The sequence below is a fragment of the Leclercia sp. UBA1284 genome, from assembly GCF_002308415.1.
GTDB lineage: Bacteria > Pseudomonadota > Gammaproteobacteria > Enterobacterales > Enterobacteriaceae > Enterobacter > Enterobacter pneumoniae.
In genome coordinates this window covers 1,886,260-1,912,271 of sequence record NZ_DBUS01000006.1, presented here as the reverse complement: position 1 = coordinate 1,912,271, position 26,012 = coordinate 1,886,260, and the positions used below count along the sequence as shown (strand labels likewise).

Below are 26,012 nucleotides of genomic sequence, written 5' to 3'. Positions count from 1 at the left end.
GAGATGAAAAACGCCCCGCCGGGCCATGCCAAAGCCTGAACGGGCACGCCATCAGGAGCAAGATGTTACGCGAATAAAATTACACCGCGCCTCGATTGTTGCCTATGACGAAGCATTAAATAATAGATGTTAGTAATAAATAAGCCGGGTACGGCAGATGTCAATAGCGTTATCAGCCACATGAAATAACGGATTTTTAATGAAAGGTGTTCAGAAGGCATTATTTACTTTGTTGCTGCTGTTATATATCACGTCGGTTAACGCCGGGGTAAATATCGGCGGCACTCGCGTCATTTATGACGGCGGGAAAAAAGAGGCAGCACTGAGCGTTTCCAATCCCGATAACGTGCCCTATTTAATTCAGTCCTGGCTAGATAACCCGGATAAAAGCGCCGGGAAGGTGCCTTTTATTATTACGCCACCGCTTTATCGACTGGATCGCGGGCAAGAGAACGTGATGCGCATCGTGCGGGCGGGAAATCTGCCGGATAATAAAGAGTCGATGTACTGGCTTAACATTAAATCAATTCCGGCGGCTGAAAAAAAAGCCAACTCATTGCAGATCGCGATAAAAACACGCATCAAATTAATATATCGCCCGGTAGGACTGCGAGATAAAGGGGCGGAAAACTTCGCCAATGACCTGGTGTGGCGAATCGCCGGCGGACAAATTCTTGTCAGCAACCCCTCTCATTATTATATGAATTTTAACCAGATTACGGTTGCAGGGAAAAATGTCCCCGAGCCCACCTACGTTGCGCCTGGGGCATCGGCCGCTTTTGCCTTACCCGCGGGCGTTAACACCGGGCCGGTGACGTTCAAATTGATTAATGACTATGGTGGCGTGGGTGCCATTCATCGCGCCGCTATTTAACGGATATAAAACCAGGGAACAGGTATTACGCGTTATGCAGAAGAAAATGTATCCCTGGTTTCCCCGGGCCCGTCTCGCCTGTCTGATTGCACTGGCGCTCCCCGCGGTCATGCAGAATGCCAGCGCGGAAGAGTATTTTAATCCGGCATTACTGGAAGTGGACAACCCTTCAATGAAAGGGGTCGATCTTTCACAATTTGAGGCCGGTGCTCAGGCGCCAGGTAAATATCGCGTGGAGGTCGTACTCAACGATCAAACGGTAGATACCCGCGAGATTGAATTTGTCCGCGTAGAAAATGCGCAAGGGGATCACAGCCTGCAGCCCTGCCTGTCGGAAGGGTTGCTGCAAAGCTATGGCGTAAAAACCGGGCTTTATCCCCGGCTCGATGACGGTCACGAATGCGTTAATTTAGCCGCGATCCCCGAGGCGTCGGCTGATTTTATCTTCGGTTCACAAAAGCTGTTGTTAACCCTTCCTCAGGCGGCATTAACCTCGCAGGCCCGGGGCTATGTTGCGCCGGAGATGTGGGATGAGGGAATTAATGCCCTTTTGCTGAATTACAGTCTCAGCGGCGATAATAGCTGGAGCAGAAACCGTACCTCTGATAACAGCAACAGCCAGTACGCCAACCTGCGTCCGGGGATCAATATCGGGCCGTGGCGCCTGCGCAATTACACCACCTGGAATCGTGATTCTGACGGTAAGGCGCGGTGGGATTCGGCCTATACCTATGCCCAGCGCAACATCGTGCCCTTAAAAAGCCAGATGACCCTCGGTGACAGCACCTCGCCTTCCGACGTCTTTGATAGCCTGCCCTTTCGCGGCGGCCAGCTGGCTTCCGACGACGATATGCTGCCCGATAGTCTGAAAGGTTATGCGCCGGTGGTACGCGGTATTGCGCGTACCAATGCGCAAGTCATCGTGCGACAGAATGGTTACGTTATTTATCAGACCTATGTTGCGCCGGGCGCGTTTGAAATTACCGACATGTACCCGACCGGTGGCGCGGGCGATCTCAATGTCGCCGTAAAAGAGTCGGACGGGAGCGAACAGGATTTTGTTGTGCCTTTTGCGTCGGTTCCCGTGTTGCAGCGGGAAGGGCGGCTGAAGTACAGCCTGACGGGCGGTCACTATCGCCCCAGCGACAGCAACGTGGATAAAAAAAACCTCCTTCTTGGCACCGCTATTTATGGTCTGCCTCAGGGATTTACTTTGTACGGCGGCGTGCAGCAATCCACTCCGTACCAGGCTTACGCTCTGGGCGTGGGTAAAAACATGGGGGGAATGGGTGCGCTATCTGTCGATGTGACCCAGGCCTGGTCAAGCCCGAAAGGGGCGAGCTCGTCGAAAGGACAAGCCTGGCGCATACGCTTCAGTAAGAATTTTACCGATAGCGGAACCACCTTCTCTGCCACCAGCTATCGCTACTCCACGGCAGGTTATTACGGTATGCAGGAGGTGCTGGACTCCTGGAATGACGATAATACCCTGCAGGATCGTCGCCGCAGCCGGGCCGAGCTGACGCTAAGCCAGACGCTGGGACCCGCTTATGGCTCTCTCAGCGGCAGCGCAATCCGGGAGGATTACTGGAACGCCAGCAAGACCATGAGCTCGTACAGCCTGAGCTATAACAACGCCTGGCAGGGTATATCCTGGGGGATCAATTACACCTACAGCAACAACGCCAGCGCCGGGGGCGGCAACGAAGGGAAAACCTACCCGAAAGACCAGATTTTTGCGGTGAATGTCAGTATTCCGCTCGACCGGTTCCTGAGCCACACCTGGGCCAATTACGGCCTGAATACCAGTAAACAGGGGGAGACCACCCATTCGCTGGGGTTGAGTGGCACAGCCATGCAGGGGGATGCGCTGAGCTGGAGCCTGCAGCAAGGCTATGGGAATGACGGTGCAGGGCATTCGGGTAATGTCAGCGCCGATTACCACGGGACCTATGGCGAAGTCATCGGCGGTTACAGCTATGACGAAACCCGCCAGCGCATGAACTATGGTCTGAACGGCGGCATTCTGGCGCATGCCGACGGCATTACTCTGGCACAGCCTTTCGGCGAAACGCTGGCGCTGGTCAAAGCGCCAGGCGCATCCGGTGTCGGCGTGACCGGTCAGTCCGGCGTGAAGACCGACTACCGCGGCTATACCGTAGTCAGCAATATCTCCCCGTATCGTAAAAATACCCTTTCCCTGGATCCGGCGACCTTATCCGATGACGTTGATCTGCAGTTAACCACGCAGACCGTGATCCCCACGCGAGGCGCTATCGTGCGCGCGCAATATATCGCCAGCGTCGGTAATCGCGTCCTGATGACGCTGACCCGAACCGATGGCCGCCCCGTGCCTTTTGGCACGACGGTCACCCTGAGAGGCGAGCAAAACGGGGCTGGATTCATCGTGGGAGACGCGGGGCAAGTCTATTTAACCGGGCTACCCGATAACGGTGATCTCCTGGCGCAATGGGGCAAGGAAAAGAATGAGCAGTGCCGGGTGAACTTTACCCTTCATCAGCAGGATGCAGAATCAGGAGTGGTGCTAAGCAATGAACATTGCAAATAAAATTGGGTTAAACAACCCCCTCAGGTTTTTTATGCTGGTGATAATCTTTGGCATCAGCGAGCCGGCCTGCGCAACCTGTAATTTTGCCAGCGGCATGGAGCCACAAACACTTGGGTTCACACCCAGCGGGGTTATTGTGCAGCGGGATACACCGGTGGGGTCGGTAATATACTCCAGCACCTCCGGAGAGGGGCCGACATTACTTAACTGTACCGGCGACAATACCAACTATTACAAGATGACCTATCTTGGCGGGGTTCCCACTTCCATTGCTCACGCCTATGCCACCAATATTCCAGGCGTCGCCATAGAGGTTGATTTGGGCTGGGGAAAATTAGACAACCCGGCGTCAACAGACCAAACGGGCGATGCCACGGTGAATATGCCGTGGGTAAGATATCGGTTGTATAAAACAGGGGATATCCAACCGGGATCATTTACGGTGGCACAGTTAGGCACCTGGACCGTTTCCGGTATCACGCCGGTGACCATTAATCTGATGGGGGGCTATGTTGCACAGGTCGCCTGTTCTGTCACGACGCCCCAGTTAACATTTCCTGTCGGGAATGTATTGAATTCAGAATTCGGTACAACGGTCGGTTTTATTGCAGCGAAAACCAGCACCCAAAATCTCGGGCTGAATTGCGACAGAAATGCAAATATCAACGTGACATTAAATGGCACGCAAAATCCAGATGTAAGTGACGCCAGCGTACTGGCACTGAATAATCAAGGAGGGGCAAATACAGCGCAAGGCGTTGGAGTACAGTTATTATATGATGGGAAACCACTTATTATTAACAGCACACTTGCATTAAAACACTCCAGCGGCGGGAGCGAAACATTTCCTATTACTGCGCGTTATTATCAAACAAAAAACCGTGTATCCGTCGGCGAAGCCAATAGTTCAGCTACGCTCACGCTGACATATCAATAATCCAATGTAATCTCTAAATACCGATGCCAAGGCAGGCTAAAAATGAAAAAATATTTATGTTATGTGGCGGGTTCCGTTTCGGCCATGCTGTTTGCGGGAAATATCTATGCGGCAGATAACGTTAATATTAACGTAACAGGAAAAGTGATTGCTTCACCGTGTACAACAATTAATGGGGGTTCAAATGCGCTGAATGTGGATTTAGGACAAGCTATTCAGGCGTCCAGCCTGGCAACAGCGGGCGCAGGTACCACGTTAAAAACCTTCGATCTCCCCGTGGCGGGCTGCCCGGCAAGTACCACCAACGTGAAGGTGACCTTTACTGGTACACCTGATTCTGGCGACAGCACCCTGTGGGCAAACAGTGCCGCTAATGCGGCAGCCAACACCGCTGTCGAGTTATCGCAGCAGACGACCGACACCATTTTGAGCAATAACAGCTCATTGATTGGTGCCGTCAGCGAGGGCAGTACGACGTTTAAACTGCAGGCACGCGTGCTGTCAAAAGCGGGCTCAGTAATGCCTGGCGATGTCTCGTCGGTCATTGTGGCCGCGTTTGAATACCAGTAAATCAGGACGCGTTGTTTTATCGGGGCAGGGCAGAAGGCCATGCGCACTCTGCCCGAACCCTTAAGGGCAAACGTAAAAAAACCGCGCAGGTTTCCCTGAGCGGTTTCTTCAAAATTTGGCTCCTCTGACTGGACTCGAACCAGTGACATACGGATTAACAGTCCGCCGTTCTACCGACTGAACTACAGAGGAATCGTGTGAACGGGGCGAATATTAGCGGCGTCCGATGCGCTTGTCAAAGGGGGAAAACTGCCTTGTGTATCGTTTGCTGACAAAATCAACAAAGTGCTGATTTTGCCAACGGATTGCACAGATTTGGTGCACTCATACCTCTAATGGGGCAGATCAGAAACCACTGTTACGCTTCTCTTTTTGCGACTAACAATTGGAATCTCTTATTTTCAGGCGCTTAGCGAACATATCCGACCTCATCTCCAAAACTGGCAAGCATCTTGCAAAACCCTCTACAACAATTCGCGCCGGAACCGGCAACGCATTTCGTACAGGGGGCAAAATGAACTTAAGACGACTGAAATACTTCGTAAAAATCGTCGACATCGGTAGCCTGACTCAGGCCGCAGAAGTGCTGCATATAGCGCAGCCCGCGTTGAGCCAGCAGGTTGCTACTCTGGAAGGCGAAATGGATCAGCAACTGTTAATCCGTACCAAGCGCGGCGTCACGCCAACGGAAGCCGGAAAGATCCTTTATACCCATGCACGGACTATTCTGCGTCAGTGCGAACAGGCACAGCTGGCGGTGTGCAACGTCGGGCAGACGCTAACCGGACAGGTTTCAATTGGCCTGGCGCCCGGAACGGCGGCCTCCTCTGTGACCATGCCGCTACTGCAGGCTGTTCGCGCCGAACTGCCAGAAGTACTGGTTTATCTGCATGAGAACAGCGGCTCCGTCCTGAACGATAAATTACTGAGCGGCCAGCTGGATATGGCCGTGCTCTACGATCGTTCGCCGGTGGCAGGTATCACCAGCCAGCCGTTACTAAAAGAAGATCTTTTCCTGGTAGGAACGCGCGATTGCCCAGGGCAGAGCGTGGATCTCACGGCCGTCGCTGAAATGAACCTCTTCCTGCCCCGTGATTACAGCGCCGTACGCCTGCGGGTCGATGAGGCCTTTTCCCTGCGCCGCCTGACGGCGAAAATCATCGGTGAAATCGACTCTATCTCGACCCTGACTGCGGCGATCGCCAGCGGTATGGGCGTGACAGTTCTGCCTGAATCTGCCGCGCGTTCTCTCTGCAGTGCAGCGAACGGCTGGATGGCCCGTATTACTACGCCTTCGATGAGTTTGCCGCTCTCGCTTAATGTCTCTGCCCGCGGTTCGTTGTCACCTCAGGCTCAGGCAGTTAAAGAGATCCTGATGTCGCTGGTGAGTCGTCCATCGCTGGAGAATCGAGAACTGCAGCTGGTAAGCTAATATTCCATAAAAGCATAAGATGCGGGTTTTTATTATTTGTTCTCGTGGTAGGCAGCCTCTAACAATAGAGCTATGTCAGATGTCCCGGAGCGAACAGTGAACTTCCAGCAACTTAAAATTATTCGCGAGGCGGCCCGTCGGGATTACAACCTGACCGAGGTCGCCAATATGCTTTATACCTCTCAGTCCGGCGTCAGCCGTCATATCCGTGAGCTGGAAGAGGAGTTGGGTATCGAGATTTTCATCCGCCGCGGTAAGCGTCTGCTGGGGATGACCGAACCGGGAAAAGCGCTGCTGACCATCGCAGAGCGTATTCTCAACGAAGCCAGTAACGTTCGCCGTCTGGCCGACCTCTTTACCAACGATGCCTCCGGGGTGCTGACTATCGCCACCACCCATACCCAGGCACGTTACAGTCTGCCGCCGGTAATTAAGGCTTTCCGCGAACTGTTTCCGCAGGTGCGCCTGGAGCTGATCCAGGGGACACCCCAAGAGATAGACGTTCTGCTGCAAAATGGCGGGGCGGATATCGGTATCGCCAGCGAGCGCTTAAGCAATGACCCGCAGCTGGTGGCTTTTCCCTGGTTCCGCTGGCATCACACGCTCCTCCTGCCGACAGATCATCCCCTGACGCAGATAAACCCACTTACGCTGGAAGAGATCAATAAATGGCCGTTGATTACCTATCGGCAGGGTATTACCGGGCGTTCGCGCATCGATGAAGCCTTTCATCGTAAAGGGTTAACGCCAGACATTGTGCTCAGTGCCCAGGACTCCGACGTGATTCGTACCTACGTTGAGCTGGGCCTGGGAATCGGGCTGGTGGCCGAGCAGTCCGGCACTGAGAGCGAGCCGGGTAATCTGGTGCGCCTTGATACACGCCACCTTTTCGATGCCAATACGGTCTGGCTTGGTCTGAAGCGCGGCCAACTGCAGCGTAACTACGTCTGGCGTTTCATAGAACTCTGTAACGCCGGCCTGTCGGTGGATGAAATAAAGCGCCAGGCCATGGAGCCGGAAGAGGTGGCGCTTGATTATCAGATTTAGAACCCACGCACCCGCGACAAAAGCCTGCCTTGCGCAGGTTTTTTTACGCCCGCACCGGCGCGCGTTGCGACAATGGTCGCACGCAAAAGTGTAGGTTTCATCCCCATCAGGCTTATGGCGAAGCCTCACTCGCACATCCTGTAAAGGTAGATACCTTTTTATCTGACAGCCCGGCACACTCTCTCCTGTAGCTTTACACCTATAAGGCTTGTGTTCTATGTTCAGGAGATCCCGTATGGGCGATCGAAACGACGGACAGTTTTGATGAGTGGTTTGGTTTGCAGGGCTGTAACATAACATCAGGAGCCAGAGACAAGATGGACGGTGAATTAATTTTTTGTACCGATTCGGTACTGCGTTTCCGCTCACATTACGATGAGACAACAGCGTTGCCCTTGCTGGCAATACAGAACACCACTGCCGCTGCCGATCCCTGGTTCCTCCTCAGATTTTTTCGCCATCCCGTCATCATTGAAGCAGGGACAACCCTTGCCAATATTTTCGTGGCGATTGAGCCCTGGAAAGATCTGCTTGGCGCCTATCTCGACAGAGATGTCGGCGCATGGATTGACGAGGCAAGAAAACCCTCAAGCCCTGGCACCGTGGATCTGGAGTGGATTGGCATTGATCGCCGAAGTTCAGTTTATCGCTGCTGGGTGCGGGAAGGCATGGAGGAGAGCGAAGACGTGAGCGACTATTTTAATCGCGAGCGCCTCTCCACCGATGAATTTGATATTGAAACCGTCTGCGATGCGTCCGGTTTTATCCAGGGCGAGAAGGAGCGCTGGAGTCTGAGTGAGAATATCCACGAAATTAAAAACTTGCCGGTTATTCTCTACAACAAGCAGACGCTCACGGTTTCGCAGAAAGAGGATCTGCTCAATGAACAGATCTCGGGAGTGCGGCGCAGCGAACAAGGCCTCTACGTTTACGGCGACACGACCTTTGCCTTCTTCGAGGTGATGGAAGCGTTATTTATTAGCGGGTTATTTTTCTATTCACCGAACGCGGCGGAAAACAACCTGGCGGTCTTAACCAGCAGGCTCAATGAGCTGGAGAGCACCCTTACCGGGGAAGGGGAGCGCGAACCCACCGAACGTCATGACGATCAGCCTGTCAAGATTGAGGTCGTTGAAGGGGCGTTTGATACCCTGATAAGTGACATGGAGTCGGAGGCAGAGGCGTGGCAACAGCTGAAAAAAGCGTGCCAGCAAGCCGATGCGTTACCAGTGCGAATTGGCGTTATCACCCCTGCAGAGCCGCCAGAAATGCGCCTCTGCGGTGAGGTGCTCAACCGTGACGCCCCGGAGCGCGGTGAAAAATAGCAAAAATGCGTCCCGGACGCAGAAAAGCAAAAAGCCTGCTTAAAAGCAGGCTTTTCAAATTTGGCTCCTCTGACTGGACTCGAACCAGTGACATACGGATTAACAGTCCGCCGTTCTACCGACTGAACTACAGAGGAATCGTGTGAACGAGGCGCATGTTAATGGCCTCGCTATTTTGTGTCAACACTAAATTTAACGCACTGAATCAACTGATTAATTAAGCCACAAACCGCTGATTTAATGTACCTGAACGCCTGTATCGCCATCACGCGCTTCGTTATTACGAATTCCCTGCAGGGGATCTTGCTGATAAAAATGGCAGAACCGTTGCCAGAGCGACGGGAAGCGAGGGGCGAACAGTTCAGGTGCGCTGAAGAAGTATTCGGACAGCACGGCGAAACACTCTGCCGGATCGGTTGCAGCGTAAGCATCTATGCTCGCTGCACTCTCTCCCACCAGATCGATCTCATCCTGAATATTGTTCATGGCGGCATGGAGATCGTGCTCCCAGCCTGCGACTTCCCGCAGCGGGATAAAGGGCACACCGCTGGCGCGATCGCCATTGCGGGTGTCAAGCTTATGCGCCACCTCATGCACGATAAGGTTAAATCCGGAGGCGTCGAAGGAGTCCTGAATATCGAGCCAGTTGAGGATAATGGGCCCCTGTTGCCAGCTCTGGCCAGATTGCACCATGCGTTGATTGTGCACCAGCCCGATGTCATCTTCCCACTCGTCATCGACGACGAAGGGGGCAGGGTAGATCAGCACTTCGTGGAAACCATCCAGCCACTCAATACCGAGTTTAAGCACGGGTAAGCAGAAGAGCAGGGCGATACGCGCACTCTTCTGTTCATCAAGCTCAAAACCTTGCAGCGCAACCAGGCGTTTTTGCTGTAAAAAACGTTCTGCCAGCTGAGCGAGTTGATGTTTATCCTCGTCCGGAAGCCAGGCCAACACCGGGATCGCCAGCGCTTCTTCCCAGGGGAATGCCGTGTTACGCGCGGATTCATTAGTTTTCCAGGGCCACTTAATCATCGCTTTGCTCGCAAACTCGTCACTTGAACAAAATTGAACGGTTATGGACTGTTAAAATGCCAAATTACCTGGCATCATGGCAACCATCAAAACGGAGAGATGCCGGAGCGGCTGAACGGACCGGTCTCGAAAACCGGAGTAGGGGCAACTCTACCGGGGGTTCAAATCCCCCTCTCTCCGCCACTATTCAAACACTTACAGCATTACATTTCAGTGACAAAAATCTCACTGAGAAAATCTGAGAAAATCCACTGAGAAAAAAAGCGCAACCGTCACCTTCCACGGCGCGCGCATAGTCACATTTTTTTGTTGAGAGTTGGACTTATTTTCGTCTTACGGTAGTACACCAAAACCTGTGATTCGGTCTTGTGCCCACTGAACTGCTGCTTATCCCTGCTGGAACCTTCATAGTCAGAGATACCTTTCGCTTTCAGATCGTGAAACGTGCAGTCAAGTGGTACCCCGAGATGTTCAGATGCAGCCGTCCTGGCTTTTCTCCATGCCTCGTTAAATCCTTTGTAGGAATATCGCTCTCCATACATAGTTCTAATAACAGGCCCTTCCTCTCCCCATTCTCTGCAGAGCTCTACTGCATCCCTTAGTCGATCTGACCAGACCTTAATTTGTTTAACTCTATTTTTGCCCTGTTGAATAAAAATTCCTTTATCCATTATCTGATTCCAGTTCATTTTAAGAACATCGGAAACCCTGGCGGCACATAAGTAGGCGATCTCCATGGCTGCTTTTACTGGGGTGGACGCATGGTTATAGATAGCCAGGTATTCATCGTCAGTGATGTAACGATCTCTCTGTGGTTTAGGAAACTTATCTACCCCAACGCATGGGTTATCGGCGCTCCACTACTTGGCTCTTACTTCTCCAAATGGACGGGGTACAGCGACAGGCCACTTGACGCGCTGGGAGCGGTAATCGTAGCCGCTATTGCTATTAAGCTGCTGATGTTCGTCAACAGTCAGGATTTGGGTAGCCTGTTTGGAATTCTCTCTCGCTTACGAGGAGGAGGGGCCAGCAATGGTAACAAGTGATCCGAGTGCAATGGCGAATGCTCTTATCTGTGGAGTGATCGTCGTTACTTTGATGTTCTACCAGCGCAGCGGGGCGAGACATCGCCCACTGATATCGCTTATGGCTTATTTCACGGTGCAGGTATATGCCAGCGTCCCCTTCCGTTACCTGTTCGGCTTGTACCATGAATCGCACTGGTTCGTGGTGCTGGTGAACGTACTCATTTGCGCTGCCGTTCTCTGGGCTCGCGGTAACCTGGCAAGATTGCTAAAGCCAATAATGGATTAAAAAAAAGAGCTGAAGCGACATCACTTCAACTCTTTAAAGCCAATAAAGGCGCAGGTCATTATTTGAGGCGGATTGTGATCTATATCACAATTTATTGCACCCATTTTGTTCTTTTTTAACCCATCAATTCTGGCGGTTGTACACAGAGTGTTCTTATGAATCTAGACAAATTTCAACAGGCGGCAGGTATTGGTGCCGGATTAGCTGCGCGCTGGTATCCGTTTATCTACGCCGCAATGAAAGAGTATGGAATAACCGCGCCGCTCGATCAGTCCATGTTCATTGCACAAATGGGGCATGAGTCTGGCAGGTTCACCCGATTGGTGGAAAACCTGAACTATGCGGCAGACAGTCTGGTACAAGTGTTCGGTAAGCACCGCATCACAGCACAACAGGCCGCAGCCCTCGGCAGAACGGCCACGCAGCCAGCTAACCAGAAAGCAATCGCCAATCTGGTCTATGGCGGGGAGTGGGGCAAAAAGAACCTGGGCAACCAGGTTGCTGGTGATGGCTGGAAATATCGCGGTCGCGGCCTGAAGCAAATCACCGGGCTCAGCAATTACCGAAACTGTGGTCACGCGCTGAAGCTGGACCTTGTAATCCAGCCTGAATTGCTCGAACAGGATGAATATGCTGCCCGCTCAGCTGCGTGGTTCTATGTCTCGCACGGCTGTCTGCTTTATTCCGGAGACGTGGAGCGCGTCACGCTGCTTATCAATGGAGGCCGTAACGGGCTGGATAAACGCCGCGCGCTGTTTAACCTGGCTAAATCTGTGCTGGTGTAAGGTCACTATGGGGTTTGAAACATTCATTGGTATTGCTGTAGCAGTTATTGCCGCCATCGCAGGCGCTTTCGGGCTGGGTCATATTCGCGGCACCAGCAAAGCAGAGACAAAAGCAGATCAGCAGCGTACCGAAGATAACGCAGCGGCAGCTATCGCAGCAGCAGATCGCCGGGTAGAGACAACGAAGGAGGCCAACAATGTTCAGCAGACTGTCAGTCATATGTCTGGCGACGATGTTGATAGCGAGTTGCGCACAGACTGGACCCGTAAGGGTTGAGATAGTCGACACCGCTTGCGACTGGGTTAAACCCCTTTACGGCACAGCGCAGGACTGGGATGTGATGGACCGCCAGACGAAGAAAGACATCCTGGCGCATAACAAAGCGTGGCAGACGAACTGTCAGGGAAAAAAATCCCTTCCGAAATGAAATCCAGTACATCAGAAGGGTGGCCAATTAGCCTTCGTTTCAAGTTGAGTGCAGCTTAGACTAATCTGTACAAATAGATACTGTTATTGATAAAAAACCATTAACTGTATATTTACAGAATAAGAAAATTTTTTAGGGTGCTTTTAGACGATTTCAAGATAGAGTTTGGTTTGTCATTACATACTCAATGACACGCAACCAGTTGGTAAAATTTATGGGCAACATTGTTTTTGGTTAAATCGTGTACAGAGTGGAATGGTTAACCTGTTCTGAACGCTATTTATTAAATCGGAAGTTTATATAGATAGGCTTACAAACTGATTTGAACTTGAGTAAAGTCATCCCTGACATTTTCTCCAGCCGGTAACGCATGAGCGTAACCGTAAAGTTATCTTCTACATCGTTTCCCGGCCGGAGCCGGACTACACTTCGGAGTATCTGATCTTCTCGTCGTTCAGGCCCAATATAGTCTTAATATAAGGCACGGACTCTACATCTCTTTCGGTGGCTTGAATAAGCCAGTTTCTGGACTCGTAGATCGAATAAATACGCTCATCGCTTATACTTCCCTCAGCTATGCGGGTGAGTTCTCCTATAAGAGATGGAACGGTGATATCCAGACCTTTGAGTGCAAGTGAGAGTGCCGCTTCTCCGATTATGACATAGCCTTTCTCGTCGTATAGATTAGACAATAAAACCTCCAATTTGTGATGATAACTTCATGATTAATGCTAGCTTAAGTTTGAGAAACTGCATTCAGAATGCTCTTCACATTCGATTTTAAATTTACTTGCTATTTCTGCCCACTCGCTAATGGTCGACGCTAACCACTTAAACCTTACTATTGATGGTCGCTAAGGCGGCCTTTTTTATTTTTATCACCACGGGCAGACACATCGTAATAACGATATCCCCTGCAGCGGGTAAATAACCAAATATCCTCATTAATGGATAGGCATTACAGCAGGCATTCATTGAGCGTTTGGGATAATCAAGAATTGCGGTGAATACGCAGGCAGATGCGTAACACGTGGAAGCTCCCAGTGGTAGTTGATACCGACTGTGACTGGGTAAAGCCAATCTACCTGACTGATCACGACATCGACATCCTGGACCGCCAGACGAAGAAAGACATCCTGGCGCATAACAAAGCGTGGCAGACGACTGTCGGGGAAAAAAATCCCTTCCGAAATGAAATCCAGCAGTTCGGAAGGGAGACCAAAAGGGTCATCGTTTCAAGGTGCTCAGAGAGTAGTGCAAAGAGTGAGATAAATCCGAACTATTAGAATAAAAAATTATTTATCTTCAATTAGGGTTCTATCTAATGCCAGCTCGGTATCATTTTTTTAAAGCATAAAAATCCAATGCAACTCACACTAAAAAATCTTTCGTCAGCTACTTTTAAAAAGCACAAATGATTCGACATCTTTGTCATACAAGTTAATCCCCCTCAGCGGCGGGGCATCCAGTAGATGTTGGACTTATGCGAATTTGCTTACTGGAGTGAGTTCACCGGGAGGCACCCGGAGCTTGAGCTAAAGACTGAGGGAACAGACATAACATCGAACTTAGTGTGATTTGCTAGCTACATTACTGCCAGACCCAGGCCAGTTCTGTCCGAGCTGGTCTTTTTTTATCAAAAAAAAGCCCTCCGTGAGGAAGGGCAATGCAGAGTAATTGTTGGATTAGTGCTTCTTGCGTTGAGGAACAGATTGCCTTGAGGATGGTAGGAGCCATATCAAGGTGTTTTCAGTGTGAACGATATCGCTTATTTAACAAGCGGAAGCGGCAATACCAGGACGATTCTTAAAATATTTTAAGCGGTCTTGCCCGATGTAGAGTCATCTGAATGAATAAAGCCTTATCCCTGAGAATCTGGCATCGTCCCTTTATCTGGTCTGAAAGCATAGAAAATCCTTAGTCTCGCAATTGCTAGGCTTTTACTCACCGAGGAATAAGCATGACAGTAGTCCTAACAGTAAAACAGATTGATAACCTTGCTGCCTTCGTCAAAGAGGATGGCCAGACACATTACACCATCACCACTGTGACAATTCCTGAATTCGAAGCGGATGATGGTGAGATGATCCCAGAGTATACCGGACTGATTGCGTACTCCGATTCACTTGAACATGGTGTGCTACAACTCGACGACTAACCATTACAAAGCTCATCTGCGGGTGGGCTTGATAATGTCTATAACTGTATGACTGCATGAGGTAGCAATGCTTCAGGTAATTTAGTCTACGTTTAAGTCTTACTACATTGAACGAGGCTGAATTATGCAAAGCGACAAAGAGGAATATCTTAAGCAGGCGTTACTGGTAGTTCTGTCTCTTAATGAGGACTCAGGTCTGAGCCTGGATGGGGTTGTGAATGATGTACGTCGGGAAATGAGTAAGGGCGGAAAGTACAACCATTACTGTCCAGATGGTGCTGAAGAAGTATGTGGCATCGTTAAAAAGTCAGTAGAAGAGGTCAAAGCTAAAAGCCAAAAGCGCTGACGTTAAGCAATCAGTTCGCTTCCTCATTTACAGGAAAAGAATATCCTCGAATGATATCCCTGATAAGCTGTTGCCAAGTTCAACGGCTAGTGAGGCAAAACGGTGATTGGAATTTTGAAACGTGGTCCCGCTGCAGTCTGAATCGCCACGGATAATCTAGACACTTCCGAGCCGTTGATAATACTGCTTTTCATATTCTGTCGGTGACATCTGATTGCTCGAACCATGCCGACGCTTACTGTTATAGAACATTTCGATGTAATCAAAAATATCGCTGCGGGCTTCTTCCCGCGTTCCGTAGATCTTTTTCTTTATCCGTTCGCGTTTCAGCAACTGGAAAAAGCTTTCTGCAACCGCATTATCGTGACAGCTACCGCGAGGGCTCATGCTCCCCTCCAGGCCGTGTGCTTTCAGGAACGACTGCCACTCATGGCTTGTGTACTGACTGCCCTGGTCCGAGTGAACCAGCACCTGTTTTTGGGGATTACGCCGCCATACAGCCATCAGCAGTGCGTTCAGGACAATGTCCTTTGTCATCCGTGATTGCATTGACCAGCCGATAATTTTGCGAGAGAACAGATCAACAACCACCGCAAGATACAGCCAGCCTTCGTAGGTCCTGACGTAGGTTATATCCGTTACCCAGCGCTTATCCGGAGCATCCGGATTGAACTGTCGCTGGAGCCTGTTGGGCGATACGATACTGGCCTCGCCTTTGCGTGCCCGCGGGCTACGGTATCCTACCTGAGCCTTTATCCCGGCACGATTCATCAGTCGCCAGACTCTGTTCACTCCGCACTGTTGCCCGCTATCCCGCAAGTCCAGATGGATCTTGCGATAACCATAAACGCAACCGGACTCCAGCCAGAACTGTTTGATCTGTCCCGTCAGTCTCAGATCTACTTGGTGGCGCTGAGAATACGGTTGCTTAAACCAGGCGTAAAAGCCACTGGGATGAACATCCAGCACCCTGCAGAGCAGACGAACAGGCCAGCAACGGGAGTTGTCACGAATAAAGGCGTACCTCAGTCGGACAGCTTTGCGAAGTACGCCGCGGCTTTTTTTAATATGTCCCGTTCGTCAGTAACCCGCTTCAACTCCTTCTGGAGTCGGCGGATCTCGGCCTGAGCATCTGACTGTTCTTTATTAGTGGATGAGTCCGGACCGTACTTCTTTATCCAGGCGTAAAGGCTGTGGGTGGTGATATCGAGACGTGTTGCAACGCTGGAAACAGAATGACCGCGATCAATAACCTGTTTGACTGCTTCAATTTTAAACTCTTCGGGATAACGTTTACCGCTCATGGGCACCTCTCTTTAAGACATCTTAAATGACTCCGAGGTGTCTGTTAAACCCGTGGCGATTCAATTACTATTTACAATCTTTCTGCTGATACTAACGAATTTATCGGTAAATGTGATGGCTTTATCCCGGCGCATACTGGAATACCTGCTAATTCTACAGATATTGCTCCGCCGCCTATGGAAGAGGGGGTTATTGCTGTATTTGACGCCAAGGCCGCTAAATGGGAAATTGTTGAAGACCATCGTGGAGAAACTGTATACGATGTTAATACAGGTGAAGCACTAGACATCATTCACTTAGGCCCTTTACCTGATAATGTAGTTACTATTCGTCCTGATCACTCGTTTGTAAAATGGAATGGTAAAGAGTGGATACATGATGTAGATGCCGAGCGAAATACCCTTGTCAGTGAAGCTCAGGCAGAGAAGATACGCAGACTAAAGGAAGTAACACTTGAAATAGAAGTGCTACAAGATGCGATTGATTTGGGTTTATCTACAGCCGATGAGGAAAAGGTACTTTTAGAGTTAAAGAAAAAACGAGTGCAGCTAAATCGAATAGATCCAAATGAAGCGTCAAACATCGCATGGATTTAATGATAATTAAGTTAGATAGCCAATGTAATTTTTACAAAGGCTATCGCTAGTTTAGTTGCTATTGACTATTATGCGGGCTTCTTATCACTTCGGAGTCGCGGCTCCTTTGCGTATTCTTTTTTGTCCCCTCACCATCTGGGCGGTGTCCTATTGATACCGATAACTTATTGTTATTGCTGTTTATTTACTATCGCCGCCCAACCATGCTTGGTGAAGTTGGCGGGAGTTGAACCCGCGTCCTGGAAACCTCGCCAAGATTAATGATGATCTAACCGGTCTGCATCTGAACGCATTCGAAAGAAAGACATGATGGCCTTGCTCAAAAAGTCTAGGGTCCGCTATGAGCGAAGAACAGGTGTTATTGGTCTTCCGCTGCGAGTTTTGACGCGTTTTAATCTTAAATTAACTTAAGGCTACCAACGCTCTGTTGTACTGCTTTTTTCTCGATATTAAACTCTGCGAAATAATGCTTGCCGCTCATGGGCACCTCTTTTTAAGTCATTTTAAATAACTCTTAGGGGTCTGTTAAATCAGTAGGAATTCAATTATCTAATTACTATTTAACTCATTTGAGTCAGGCCAAAATATCTTCAAATATCCATTTTTCTCATATTTTGAAAAAAGATTTCCTTGAAAGCAAAATATCCCAGCGGATTCTAGCCACATCCATTCTTCTGGTAGCTCGACACCTGTGGCACAAATTCGTATCTCTAAAAGTTCACAGCAGCGAATTAAACTTTGTAATATCGCCTGCTTAGAACCGTCTTTATGTATATTCTTGATCAGTTGAGGATGTATTTTAAGCTTCTCAGGCTGGAATTTAGAAAGAAACAATAAACCTGCATTGCCCACACCAAAGTCGTTTATGGCTACGCTTAAACCGCAACTTTTAAGTATCTGCACTGAATGAGCGAACTCATCAATTTCAGGGATTATTTCGCTTTCTGAAAATTCAACTATAATTTGCTCTGGGTACAAATTGCTGTCTCTAATGCAGTCTAGTAATAGATTAATTGCATCAGGCACCCTTAGTAAAGTTAAAGGCAGGAGTGTTATCGATACTCGTTGTGAAGAGGTAATTAATTTACCTGCGGTTTTTAATAAATCTCTCTTCGACTCCAAATCAACGAGCAAATTATTAGCTATTAAGTTTTCTTTTTCTGATTTTGCACTCAGTACAAATGAATGTATCTGACCAGCAAGAGGATCTATAACGGCATGAATATTTTCAACCATAGCTGCATCAAGCGATGATACATCTATTTCATCAGATGAAAAAAACCAATTAAAACTATCAGGAAGTTCATAATAGCTATCTGTCTCAGCTGAATCTATAAATGTACGGAAAAACCTTAAAGCTCTGTCATTGTATAGCAATTTATGTTGGGTTGTCCCATGTTGAAGAACTCTTTGCAGACACTCATCTTTACTAAAAAGTCTGATATCAATTAATTCCATGCCTGAGCGACCAAATCGCCGATAGGGAGCATAATCGGATAAGAGTTCTACAATGTTAAAGTGAAGTGTATCCAAACAAATCTTTTTGAAGATTTGCCTTACGGCTGCCTCATCGCCTTCCAGAAGCTGTAAGAAATGAATCCCATTAAAAAGTAAAACACCAGTTACCCCCGCACGTTCATTTCGATGATTAGCTTCATTGACCATGTCAACGATGGATTGAATCGGTGTAGTAGCTCGAAGATGGCTTCGGTAGATGAGAGTAGTAAGCATAATTGTATACATTAAAGGATTTTCTAATACTGTAGCATGAGGTAGGTTAGATGGTGCTATTTATCTGAAAATTTTAAAAAAATGATCCGATAACATAAAAATAGGCTATGAAGAATAAATTGATTTACGAAAAACCATCAAATTTGAGTGGTTATAGCTCGCAAGATATATTCGTTTCTGCAATCTAACTACACCTGTTATGCACCCGTGACTAAGAAAAAAATAGATTTTAGGGTTGTGGTAGTAAAAATGAGCAGATGGAGTTTTTAATATTTTTATTGCAGATATAACTTTATCTTTTCTTCTGTACGTATCAGCTCTTATCTTCAATTTGCTAGAGTTAGTTAGCTTAGGCTGAGATCCTTAACGGTACTAAGCAAATGTACAAATACCCATCAAAGGCATTGATTGGAAGGCTCTTGACCTCAAGTTAACTTTAGCTATTAAGGTGCAATATCTAGAGATATTCAAAAGGATTAGCCTCATGAAAGAGATTGATGTCGGCTTTACGCACGTTGCGTTTGTTGTTAGAGATTTGGAAAAAAGTATTAATTTTTATAGCTATTATGCTGGCATGGAAGTTGTGCACAGACGAGAGCCTGACCTTCCCGATGCACGTAAAGTAGCATGGCTAAGTGATCACACTCGTCCCTTTGCGCTAGTTTTGGTACAGTCAGACAATGTTACGGATACTCCATTAGGTAATTTTGGCCATCTCGGCGTAGCGTGTGCCAGTCGAGAAGAAATTGACAAGAAAACACAAATCGCACGCGCTCAAGGTATCTTACGCAGAGAGCCTATAGATGCCGGCGAGCCTGTGGGATATTACGTTTTTTTCGCTGATCCAGATGGTAATACGCTCGAACTTTCTTACGGGCAGCGGGTTGGTCTCCAAACCATAATTAGTAAAACCCCTTATCAATAAGAAATGCAATAGTGGTGTCTATGTACAAAAGGACTACGAGGTATCAGAAAGAAGCTATGTAGTTTATCCATGTCCGGAAGTGTGGCTATCATGCTACACTTTCGCACTGTTAATAATTATAGTGCAAATGCGCGTAATGTTCGCTTCTGGAAAATGCGGACCATTTAAACGTCGCTAGAGTTGCTTTGCGCTATAAGCAGGCGTATTCATCTGTTCTTATAATTGATGAAACCATGACTTACATTGATGTTAAAATGAATGTAAAGCAGCTCATCAGCCCTTAAACTATATGGGATAGCGATATCCGTAGTTGCAATCACAAAATGCCCTAGTTCTGATTCCGATTACAATGCTGAAATCTTTTTCCGGTGCGTTTTGATTTCGTAGCCCGGTTTGGTGTCCCCCATTTATCAAGATCCGTATCATTTATTTGACCCCACATCACTAATCATGCGCATGAAGTCTAAGTAAATGTTAGCATTATCTTTTATTACGCGACGTATTTCGTCGTGCTTAAACCCAGCGGCGTATATAACAAAAAATTAGTAACAAAAATGCTTTCGTTTGCTGATGTCATAACATAAAAAGACTTGCCATATATATCTACATTATTTCAACTATTAGGATGGGATGGTTTAGGTGTTAATTAAAAAGTAAACAGGAATATTCCTAATATACAAAAATTGATGCTTAATGGACTCTAAATAAATGCCCTGGCTATAAAGGCAATGACGGTTACTTGTTGGCACATACATAACTAACTTAAAAGGAATTTATTGCATTGAGTTGCAAAGTAAATTTCGCGCATGTAAATTGTAAACTTAATTCATAGCAATATTCAGAGGGAAAATGAAAATTCACCTGCAATACCCCTTATATTTAGTAGCTTTATCTTCTGCGCTTATGTCTGTATCGGCAAATGCGATACCTCCTGTACACGCTGTAGATGTTAAATCATTTGACATTGGTGGTGTTAAAACGGGTATGAGCATTGAAGAAGCGCAAGCTGCAATGCAAAAAAACTTTGGTATAAAACCTTCTCAAATTAGAGCATCTAAGTCGATGGAAAGTCAGACTCCGAGTATCGTCACAGGGAGTCAGCAAATTATGCACCTGGTATACGAAGATAATGGAACCCGTATGCAGGTGAATTTCCAACCCCGGGTTCCTTATAACAAATCTAATCCGATGGCTGTTTCGCAGGTTCTCTATGAAATTCCATGGACGAAAGAAAATGAAAACAATATGGTTGATGCAGCCTTAAAAAAATACGGCCCGGTTTCGACTGGTGGTGTTTTCCCTGTCTGGTGCGAAAAGCCTATGCCTAGTTCAGGAATGGGTTGTGTGAGTGGTACGGCAAGTCTTTCTATGGGGAATACAAAAATAGAGCTGATTGATCCTGCGTGGCAGAATGCCGTCATAAATTACATGGATCAACAAAAAAAGACCAAACCTATGTTGTAAAAGAATCGAATCCGGATTCAATATCACTTCATTTTAGTTACTGATTGAATCCGGGTTGAATAAACTACGCATTAAGGTTGGTGCATTCCTTTATTGCTAATCCGAACTAGTTTGATTTTGGTCCGGTATTAAAAACAACATATCTTACTCTGTAAATATTAGTTCGTATGCCGGTAAACCACGCAAATAATTAAAGCCGCCTACGGGCGGTTTTTTTTGAGTGTTGAGGATGTGGCCTGATTTACCGTTTTCCGCTTTGAGCGAAAAGCGGACCTGAGACCGTGAACGATCCGCTTCAGGCCAAAGCGGGTTTTTTGTTGTTGATAAGGTCTGTTTGGAATGTGTGTAGTAGCATTCAAAGACACACTACAGGAGTATTTTTATGAAAGTTGAACTTAAGAACACTACTGGAGAAAATCAGTCTCTGGAAGTAACATCTCTTGTTATAAATCTGAGCAATGGTGAAACAATAGAGATTAGTGAAGAAAAACAGGGCCGACCCAAACACCTGTCAGAAGGAATAACCATATGGGGTGGCCGTATACCCCTAGAGAATGCCACTCATGAAGAGCTGAAGGCGTCAACCCGAATGCTGGGAATATACCCTCTGGCTGCTAATACCCTGCATATTTTTCCTTTGAAGAAATGACCTTGTTAAGGCGTAAGAACCTGTGCTGGCTTTTTCCCGAAGTATGATTAGCACTGAAAGGTCCGCTTTTGACACAAAGTGGGTTTCGGCGGCTGAACCTAGTTCGCGAAAAAAAACTTATAGGTGGATTTTCTTGAGCGCTTTATCCGGCATAAGTGGGTTTGAATCACCGCCCCGACAGTCAGTTAATCCTGCATTGACTGAGAAAACGTAATCATCTTTGGGTGCAAGTTATTGAAAAAATTGGATCACCAAAATATCCCTTTTTCTCATAATTGAAGGTAACCATTTAAAAATAAAGGCGTAAGGGACGGTCTCGAAAACCGGAGTAGGGGCAACTCTACCGGGGGTTCAAATCCCCCTCTCTCCGCCACATCTTTTCAGGCTGTCGACCTCTTCCTGCGTTGCGTACCTTATTACTCTGATCGCGTTAAGTAACATTCCTTTACCGCTTCGTCACGATATCTGTGAGCTAAATCAGGATGTTTCAGCGATGCTATTGTCTTGTTGCGTCGATTCTTAACCCGGCTCGCAGAACTGTTTCAGCCGCGCCCCCTGCTCGGGTCGCAGACGATAGCGATAGACCGGACGCCCGGTGGCACCATAGTGAATACGGGTAAAAAGCAGATTAATCTGCGCAAGCCATATCAAATATTTACGGCATGACACCCGCGAGATTTTGACCGCAGTGGCCAGGTCATCGGTTGAAAATTCCATACCTGGATTGGCATCGATCCACAAACAGAGCGTACGTAGCGTCTGGGGCGTTAACCCTTTCGGCAGCCGTTTGTTCTCCATAAATTCGGCGGTACTGCCGTGCAGGAGCTTATCCACGTCCGCCTGCTCATAATGCTGATGCGCGTCCATAGCCTGTTTCTTAGCTCGCCAGCCGGTGAGTGCCTCTTCAAAACGCGGAAAATGAAAGGGTTTAATCAGGTAATCGACCACGCCATAGTGCAGCGAGGTCTGAACGGTGGCAGCATCGGATGCCGATGAGATCATAATGACTGCAATTGAACGGCCAGAGGCGCGTATTACCGGTAGCAGATCCAGGCCGCTCTCCTGCTGCATATAGACGTCGAGCAGAATAAGATCTATCGGCGAGGTGTTGTCACTGATTATCCTCCTGGCCTGCGTCAGGGTAGAGGCGATACCGCTACAGTGGAATCCTTCGACACGGTTCACATACATCTGGTTCAGGTCGGCCACCATGGCATCGTCATCGACGATCAAAACATTTATCACGCGCTATTCCTTTCACTGTCCCAGGGGATTTGCACAAAAAATTGCGTAAACACGCCTGGCTCTGATTCCACGCTCAATTCGCCCCCCAGCTTTTCAAGTTGCTGACGCGCAAGATACAACCCCACGCCCCGGTGTTCACCTTTGGTCGAGAAGCCTTTATCAAAAATTGCAGAGAGGTTCTGCGCCGGAATGCCTGGCCCGTCGTCACTCACTTCGCCACTCAGTATGCCGTTCTGGTAATGGAGCAGCAGGCTGACTTCTCCCGCCGGCTGCGCTGCCATCGCATCCAGGGCGTTCTCTATCAGGTTACCCAGGACGGTAACCAGGACGGCGGTTTGCTCTTCATTAGGGTTGTCTGGTACCCGGCACTCCTCAGCCAGGGTTAAGGTAAAGCCCGCCTCTTTCGTGCGGGTAATTTTGCCCAACAGAAAACCCGCTACCACCGGAGACTGGATAGTCCGCTGAATCGCCCCCACATCGAGCTGATAATTTTGCGCGGTTTGCAGTATGTACGTCTCCAGTTTGTCATAGCGTTTCATATGCAGCAGGCCGAGTATCACATGCAGCTTATTCATAAACTCATGAGAATGGGTACGCAGGGCATCGAGGTAGCTCACCAGACCATCCATACGCTGCATCAGTTGGCTGATTTCGGTCTTATCGCGGAAGGTGGTAATCGCGCCAGCCTGCTGATTATGCGCCCTGATGGGCAAGGTATTGCAGAGTAACAGACGACCGTTGCAGTTGATCTCCTGATCCTCACGCGCCTGTCCGCTGCGGGAGACTTCACGCAGCGTAACCAGTAATGGCGTATTAAGGGGATCGTCGGCAAGAATCTGGCGCGCGGCGAGATTGACCATCGTAATCTGCCCCTGTTGATCGACCGCAATAACCCCTTCACGCAGTGACTGCAACATAGCCTGACGCTGTTCAAAGAGCGCGGAAATCTCCCAGGGCTCAAGGCCAAAGAGTACGCGTTTGAGCATTCTGGCCAACCCCCAGGCAGCCAGCGCACCCAGAAGGGCGCTGAACAATACCAGCCAGATGGCATCCCAGCGGTTACGGCTGATTTGTTGCTCCACTTTTTCCAGCGAAATACCTACTGACACCACGCCAATCTGCTGGCGGCTGGCGTTATAAACGGGCGTGAAAACCCGTAGCGCCTCGTCGAGCACGCCGTGGTTGATGGCGACATTCTCTTTTGCCTGCAGGGCAGGGCGCAGGTCCTCCCCGATAAAGGCTTTTCCGAGCAACGAGGGGTTGGGATGGGAATAACGTATTCCGCGCATATCCGTGACGACGGCAAACAACAAATTGTTGCGCTGCATTACCGCCAGGGCGATCGGCTGAATCAGGTTGCTCTGAGGAGGGTGCTCTAACCCTCGCACCACGTCAGGACTGTCGGCCAGCGTTCTCGCCACCGCCAGCGCCGTCTCTTTAACGCCTTCGCGTGTCGCTTTGGTGATCTGCGCAAAGTAGAGAGCAAAAATGACCAACAGAATGGAGCCCGTCACGGAGTACACCATCAGAGTCACCAGGGTCGTCAGTTTCATTGGGCGCTTGTGCGGGATAGTCACGTGGGGCAGATCGCGCATTGAAACTCCGGAAAGGGCAGAAAAGCGCTATTATCGCCGATGCCGCACGATTGTTAAAGCCAGGTTAAGCTGGTGGGGCAGGAAAGAAAAAAGCCCGCAACGTGGCGGGCCTGAATAAGGGGAAGAGATCCTTAGAACTGGTAAACGATACCCAGCGCTATCTGGTCGCCATTGTCGGCGCCAGTGATGGCGGTATCCCGGTCGTCCAGCAGGTTGAATTTGTAAGCAGCGTAGACGTTCATGTTCTTGTTGAAGTAATACCAGGTACCCAGTTCGACATAGTTAAGACGATCTGCATTAGTCCCTTTTTCACCCTCTTTCGCACCCAAATCCTTGCCTTTGGAGTAGACATAACCCAGGGATGGACGCAGGCCAAAGTCGAATTGATACTGGACCACAGCTTCAACGTTCTGGGTTTTATTGGCAAAGCCAATGTCGCTACCAGCCCAGGACATGTTACGGGTTTCGCCGTACATTACCGCGGCATAAAGATTATTTGCATCATATTTTGCCGCCAGAGACCACACTTCAGCGTTGTCGCCGTAACCGTCTGCAGCCTGGGTATCAGTACGATCTGATTTGCCATAGACACCCACAAAGCTGAAGCCATCAATTTCATAGCTCAGGGACGTGCTGTAGCCATCGCCGTTACCTTTACGCAGGTTTTTGTCGTGGTTGTTGCCCTGATACTGGAGGGCGAAATTCAGGCCTTCAACCGCGCCGAAGAAATCGTTGTTACGGTAGGTGGCCACGCCGGTCGTACGGCCGGTCATGAAGTTGTCGGTTGCTGACCAGGCGTCGCCGCCCCATTCAACCAGCATATCGGTGTAAGCCGCTGCGTCATAAGCCACGCCATAGTTACGGCCGTAATCGAAGGAGCCAAAATCACCGAATTTCAGACCCGCGAAGGAAAGACGCGTGCTTTCATCCTGTGCGCCTTCCGGCTTGCTGGCTTCCAGGTTGTATTCGAATTGACCGAAACCGGTCAGTTGATCGGTAATTTCGGTCTCACCCTTGATGCCGAAACGCGCATAGGAGTCATCGGCGTTGCTGCTGTTGCTGCTGTCGGCCTCGCTCCAGATGCGTTTCCCAACCATTTTTCCATACAGGTCAAATTTATTACCGTCTTTATTGTAGATTTCTGCTGCATTGGCAGCGCCAGCGGATAATAAAACGGGGACCAGAACTGCCAGAACTTTTCTTTTCATTATATATATCCTTTATATATTGTTTATATGAATAATTGCGACCCGCTCCGGGTGCGGAATAATACTATTTCATGACGCAATTGCGATCTTTTGAAAATATCTTATTCGAAAGATTAAAAGTATTTCAAAATATTAATGAGGGGTGTTTTATATTATTTATCTATTCAAGCGCGAAAGAAGATAAATGATATCTATTGATTTGGATATCAGTGAGTTATGTGTTGGTTAAGTTGATTGTTACTGATGATGGTTTTGGATCGCTTATGGGGCTAAAAGGGGGGGAGTGGAAAAAAAAAGCCCAATGTGGCTATTGGGCATAACGGATAGGAATGAATGGCATGAGAGCGCTAAACGATAAAAAGCATAAACGGGATAATAATTGCATAGCGTTTACTTATTTAAAATCGATCGCCAGAATAAAATTAACTTTTAGGAATATTTTATGACATTAACCCAAAAAGTAACGGCTGGCGC

At 48.5% G+C, this 26,012-nt stretch carries 23 protein-coding genes, 3 tRNA genes and 1 pseudogene; 18 read left to right on the top strand and 9 right to left on the bottom strand.

What is annotated here, in order from left to right:
• Window positions 1-199: 199 nt before the first annotated feature.
• From B3511_RS12485 to B3511_RS12470, 4 genes are read left to right on the top strand one after another with little or no spacing between them, the layout of a single operon-like run.
• Window positions 200-874 carry a fimbrial biogenesis chaperone gene (locus tag B3511_RS12485; RefSeq protein WP_286782597.1) on the top strand — a complete coding sequence of 225 codons (675 nt, stop codon included), beginning with the start codon at window positions 200-202 and terminating at the stop codon, window positions 872-874.
• Between the two features lie 34 nt (window positions 875-908).
• The gene (locus tag B3511_RS12480) at window positions 909-3,443 is read left to right on the top strand and encodes a fimbria/pilus outer membrane usher protein (protein WP_286782596.1); all 2,535 of its coding nucleotides are present in this window, start codon (window positions 909-911) and stop codon (window positions 3,441-3,443) included.
• Window positions 3,427-4,380: a fimbrial protein gene (locus B3511_RS12475; protein ID WP_286782595.1), complete on the top strand. Its 954-nt coding sequence runs from the start codon at window positions 3,427-3,429 to the stop codon at window positions 4,378-4,380. The genes B3511_RS12480 and B3511_RS12475 overlap by 17 nt, the downstream gene beginning before the upstream one ends.
• 42 nt (window positions 4,381-4,422) lie before the next feature.
• The gene (locus B3511_RS12470) at window positions 4,423-4,950 is read left to right on the top strand and encodes a fimbrial protein (RefSeq protein ID WP_046884834.1); all 528 of its coding nucleotides are present in this window, start codon (window positions 4,423-4,425) and stop codon (window positions 4,948-4,950) included.
• 116 nt (window positions 4,951-5,066) lie between these two features.
• Here B3511_RS12470 and B3511_RS12465 read toward each other — a convergent pair.
• A tRNA-Asn gene (locus B3511_RS12465) sits at window positions 5,067-5,142 on the bottom strand.
• A 322-nt stretch (window positions 5,143-5,464) separates the two neighbouring features.
• Between B3511_RS12465 and nac the strand changes: the two genes are divergently transcribed.
• From nac to B3511_RS12450, 3 genes are all read left to right on the top strand, one after another.
• Window positions 5,465-6,382: a nitrogen assimilation transcriptional regulator NAC gene (gene nac, locus B3511_RS12460; protein WP_040074943.1), complete on the top strand. Its 918-nt coding sequence runs from the start codon at window positions 5,465-5,467 to the stop codon at window positions 6,380-6,382.
• Window positions 6,383-6,478: 96 nt separating this feature from the next.
• Window positions 6,479-7,429, top strand: coding sequence for an HTH-type transcriptional regulator Cbl (gene cbl, locus B3511_RS12455; RefSeq protein WP_040074944.1), 951 nt, complete (start codon window positions 6,479-6,481; stop codon window positions 7,427-7,429).
• Between the two features lie 317 nt (window positions 7,430-7,746).
• Window positions 7,747-8,754 (top strand): hypothetical protein, encoded by a 1,008-nt coding sequence (locus B3511_RS12450; RefSeq protein WP_286782593.1) that lies wholly within the window; start codon window positions 7,747-7,749, stop codon window positions 8,752-8,754.
• Between the two features lie 61 nt (window positions 8,755-8,815).
• On the opposite strand, the gene B3511_RS12445 is transcribed toward B3511_RS12450, so the two are convergent.
• Together B3511_RS12445 and mtfA are read right to left on the bottom strand one after the other, a co-directional pair.
• Window positions 8,816-8,891: transfer RNA gene (locus B3511_RS12445), tRNA-Asn, on the bottom strand.
• Between the two features lie 100 nt (window positions 8,892-8,991).
• On the bottom strand, window positions 8,992-9,789 hold the full coding sequence (mtfA, locus tag B3511_RS12440) for a DgsA anti-repressor MtfA (RefSeq protein ID WP_286782592.1): 798 nt from the start codon (window positions 9,787-9,789) through the stop codon (window positions 8,992-8,994).
• Window positions 9,790-9,882: 93 nt separating this feature from the next.
• Here mtfA and B3511_RS12435 point away from each other — a divergent pair.
• A tRNA-Ser gene (locus B3511_RS12435) sits at window positions 9,883-9,972 on the top strand.
• A gap of 113 nt (window positions 9,973-10,085) precedes the next feature.
• On the opposite strand, the pseudogene B3511_RS12430 reads toward B3511_RS12435, so the two are convergent.
• Window positions 10,086-10,637, bottom strand: a pseudogene (locus B3511_RS12430) (tyrosine-type recombinase/integrase); the annotation flags it as partial.
• Between B3511_RS12430 and B3511_RS12425 the strand changes: the two are divergent.
• From B3511_RS12425 to B3511_RS12400, 6 genes are all read left to right on the top strand, one after another.
• Window positions 10,551-10,835, top strand: a complete 285-nt coding sequence (locus B3511_RS12425) for a putative holin (RefSeq protein ID WP_414671875.1) — start codon at window positions 10,551-10,553, stop codon at window positions 10,833-10,835. The pseudogene B3511_RS12430 and the gene B3511_RS12425 overlap by 87 nt on opposite strands.
• Entirely contained in the window at window positions 10,822-11,103 is a 282-nt protein-coding gene (locus B3511_RS12420; protein WP_286782590.1) for a phage holin family protein, read from the top strand. Before B3511_RS12425 ends, B3511_RS12420 begins: the two co-directional genes overlap by 14 nt.
• A gap of 155 nt (window positions 11,104-11,258) precedes the next feature.
• Window positions 11,259-11,888: a glycoside hydrolase family 19 protein gene (locus tag B3511_RS12415; RefSeq protein WP_286782588.1), complete on the top strand. Its 630-nt coding sequence runs from the start codon at window positions 11,259-11,261 to the stop codon at window positions 11,886-11,888.
• Window positions 11,889-11,895: 7 nt separating this feature from the next.
• The gene (locus B3511_RS12410; protein WP_286782586.1) at window positions 11,896-12,165 is read left to right on the top strand and encodes a hypothetical protein; all 270 of its coding nucleotides are present in this window, start codon (window positions 11,896-11,898) and stop codon (window positions 12,163-12,165) included.
• A 2,111-nt stretch (window positions 12,166-14,276) separates the two neighbouring features.
• Window positions 14,277-14,474 carry a hypothetical protein gene (locus tag B3511_RS12405; protein ID WP_263616120.1) on the top strand — a complete coding sequence of 66 codons (198 nt, stop codon included), beginning with the start codon at window positions 14,277-14,279 and terminating at the stop codon, window positions 14,472-14,474.
• A 124-nt stretch (window positions 14,475-14,598) separates the two neighbouring features.
• On the top strand, window positions 14,599-14,820 hold the full coding sequence (locus tag B3511_RS12400) for a hypothetical protein (RefSeq protein ID WP_286782585.1): 222 nt from the start codon (window positions 14,599-14,601) through the stop codon (window positions 14,818-14,820).
• Window positions 14,821-14,976: 156 nt separating this feature from the next.
• Here the strand turns inward: B3511_RS12400 and B3511_RS12395 are convergent.
• Window positions 14,977-16,124 (bottom strand): IS3 family transposase gene (locus tag B3511_RS12395; protein WP_286782584.1). Its coding sequence is split into 2 segments (ribosomal slippage): window positions 14,977-15,887 and window positions 15,887-16,124, totalling 1,149 coding nucleotides; the frame shifts between segments, so codons are not numbered across the junction.
• Between the two features lie 177 nt (window positions 16,125-16,301).
• On the opposite strand from B3511_RS12395, the gene B3511_RS12390 reads away from it, so the two are divergent.
• On the top strand, window positions 16,302-16,721 hold the full coding sequence (locus tag B3511_RS12390) for a tail fiber assembly protein (RefSeq protein WP_349676214.1): 420 nt from the start codon (window positions 16,302-16,304) through the stop codon (window positions 16,719-16,721).
• A 549-nt stretch (window positions 16,722-17,270) separates the two neighbouring features.
• Here B3511_RS12390 and B3511_RS12385 read toward each other — a convergent pair.
• Window positions 17,271-18,452, bottom strand: coding sequence for a diguanylate phosphodiesterase (locus tag B3511_RS12385; RefSeq protein WP_286782582.1), 1,182 nt, complete (start codon window positions 18,450-18,452; stop codon window positions 17,271-17,273).
• Between the two features lie 484 nt (window positions 18,453-18,936).
• Here B3511_RS12385 and B3511_RS12380 point away from each other — a divergent pair, with 484 nt between their 5' ends.
• The 3 genes from B3511_RS12380 to B3511_RS12370 all read left to right on the top strand — a co-directional run bounded on the left by B3511_RS12380 (window position 18,937) and on the right by B3511_RS12370 (window position 21,490).
• A complete protein-coding gene (locus tag B3511_RS12380) occupies window positions 18,937-19,377 on the top strand; it encodes a VOC family protein (protein WP_286782579.1) in 441 nt (146 codons plus the stop codon).
• A gap of 849 nt (window positions 19,378-20,226) precedes the next feature.
• Window positions 20,227-20,841: a hypothetical protein gene (locus tag B3511_RS12375; protein WP_286782577.1), complete on the top strand. Its 615-nt coding sequence runs from the start codon at window positions 20,227-20,229 to the stop codon at window positions 20,839-20,841.
• 382 nt (window positions 20,842-21,223) lie between these two features.
• A complete protein-coding gene (locus tag B3511_RS12370; RefSeq protein WP_286782575.1) occupies window positions 21,224-21,490 on the top strand; it encodes a hypothetical protein in 267 nt (88 codons plus the stop codon).
• Window positions 21,491-22,009: 519 nt separating this feature from the next.
• Here the strand turns inward: B3511_RS12370 and dcuR are convergent.
• From dcuR to B3511_RS12355, 3 genes are all read right to left on the bottom strand, one after another.
• On the bottom strand, window positions 22,010-22,735 hold the full coding sequence (gene dcuR / locus B3511_RS12365) for a two-component system response regulator DcuR (protein WP_286782574.1): 726 nt from the start codon (window positions 22,733-22,735) through the stop codon (window positions 22,010-22,012).
• A complete protein-coding gene (locus tag B3511_RS12360; RefSeq protein ID WP_286782573.1) occupies window positions 22,732-24,330 on the bottom strand; it encodes a sensor histidine kinase in 1,599 nt (532 codons plus the stop codon). Before B3511_RS12360 ends, dcuR begins: the two co-directional genes overlap by 4 nt.
• Window positions 24,331-24,461: 131 nt before the next feature.
• A complete protein-coding gene (locus B3511_RS12355) occupies window positions 24,462-25,538 on the bottom strand; it encodes a porin (RefSeq protein WP_046884839.1) in 1,077 nt (358 codons plus the stop codon).
• Window positions 25,539-26,012: the final 474 nt, after the last annotated feature.

Coding starts and splice junctions, on each gene's coding strand:
- B3511_RS12380 (WP_286782579.1), top strand. CDS start 18,937: ATGAAAGAGATTGATGTCGGCTTTACGCACGTTGCGTTTGTTGTTAGA.
- B3511_RS12475 (WP_286782595.1), top strand. CDS start 3,427: ATGAACATTGCAAATAAAATTGGGTTAAACAACCCCCTCAGGTTTTTT.
- B3511_RS12410 (WP_286782586.1), top strand. CDS start 11,896: ATGGGGTTTGAAACATTCATTGGTATTGCTGTAGCAGTTATTGCCGCC.
- B3511_RS12400 (WP_286782585.1), top strand. CDS start 14,599: ATGCAAAGCGACAAAGAGGAATATCTTAAGCAGGCGTTACTGGTAGTT.
- B3511_RS12385 (WP_286782582.1), bottom strand. CDS start 18,452: ATGCTTACTACTCTCATCTACCGAAGCCATCTTCGAGCTACTACACCG.
- mtfA (WP_286782592.1), bottom strand. CDS start 9,789: ATGATTAAGTGGCCCTGGAAAACTAATGAATCCGCGCGTAACACGGCA.
- nac (WP_040074943.1), top strand. CDS start 5,465: ATGAACTTAAGACGACTGAAATACTTCGTAAAAATCGTCGACATCGGT.
- B3511_RS12420 (WP_286782590.1), top strand. CDS start 10,822: ATGGTAACAAGTGATCCGAGTGCAATGGCGAATGCTCTTATCTGTGGA.
- B3511_RS12405 (WP_263616120.1), top strand. CDS start 14,277: ATGACAGTAGTCCTAACAGTAAAACAGATTGATAACCTTGCTGCCTTC.
- B3511_RS12360 (WP_286782573.1), bottom strand. CDS start 24,330: ATGCGCGATCTGCCCCACGTGACTATCCCGCACAAGCGCCCAATGAAA.
- B3511_RS12370 (WP_286782575.1), top strand. CDS start 21,224: ATGAAAGTTGAACTTAAGAACACTACTGGAGAAAATCAGTCTCTGGAA.
- B3511_RS12390 (WP_349676214.1), top strand. CDS start 16,302: ATGGAAGAGGGGGTTATTGCTGTATTTGACGCCAAGGCCGCTAAATGG.
- B3511_RS12470 (WP_046884834.1), top strand. CDS start 4,423: ATGAAAAAATATTTATGTTATGTGGCGGGTTCCGTTTCGGCCATGCTG.
- B3511_RS12485 (WP_286782597.1), top strand. CDS start 200: ATGAAAGGTGTTCAGAAGGCATTATTTACTTTGTTGCTGCTGTTATAT.
- B3511_RS12450 (WP_286782593.1), top strand. CDS start 7,747: ATGGACGGTGAATTAATTTTTTGTACCGATTCGGTACTGCGTTTCCGC.
- B3511_RS12355 (WP_046884839.1), bottom strand. CDS start 25,538: ATGAAAAGAAAAGTTCTGGCAGTTCTGGTCCCCGTTTTATTATCCGCT.
- B3511_RS12425 (WP_414671875.1), top strand. CDS start 10,551: ATGGTTATAGATAGCCAGGTATTCATCGTCAGTGATGTAACGATCTCT.
- B3511_RS12375 (WP_286782577.1), top strand. CDS start 20,227: ATGAAAATTCACCTGCAATACCCCTTATATTTAGTAGCTTTATCTTCT.
- B3511_RS12415 (WP_286782588.1), top strand. CDS start 11,259: ATGAATCTAGACAAATTTCAACAGGCGGCAGGTATTGGTGCCGGATTA.
- B3511_RS12480 (WP_286782596.1), top strand. CDS start 909: ATGCAGAAGAAAATGTATCCCTGGTTTCCCCGGGCCCGTCTCGCCTGT.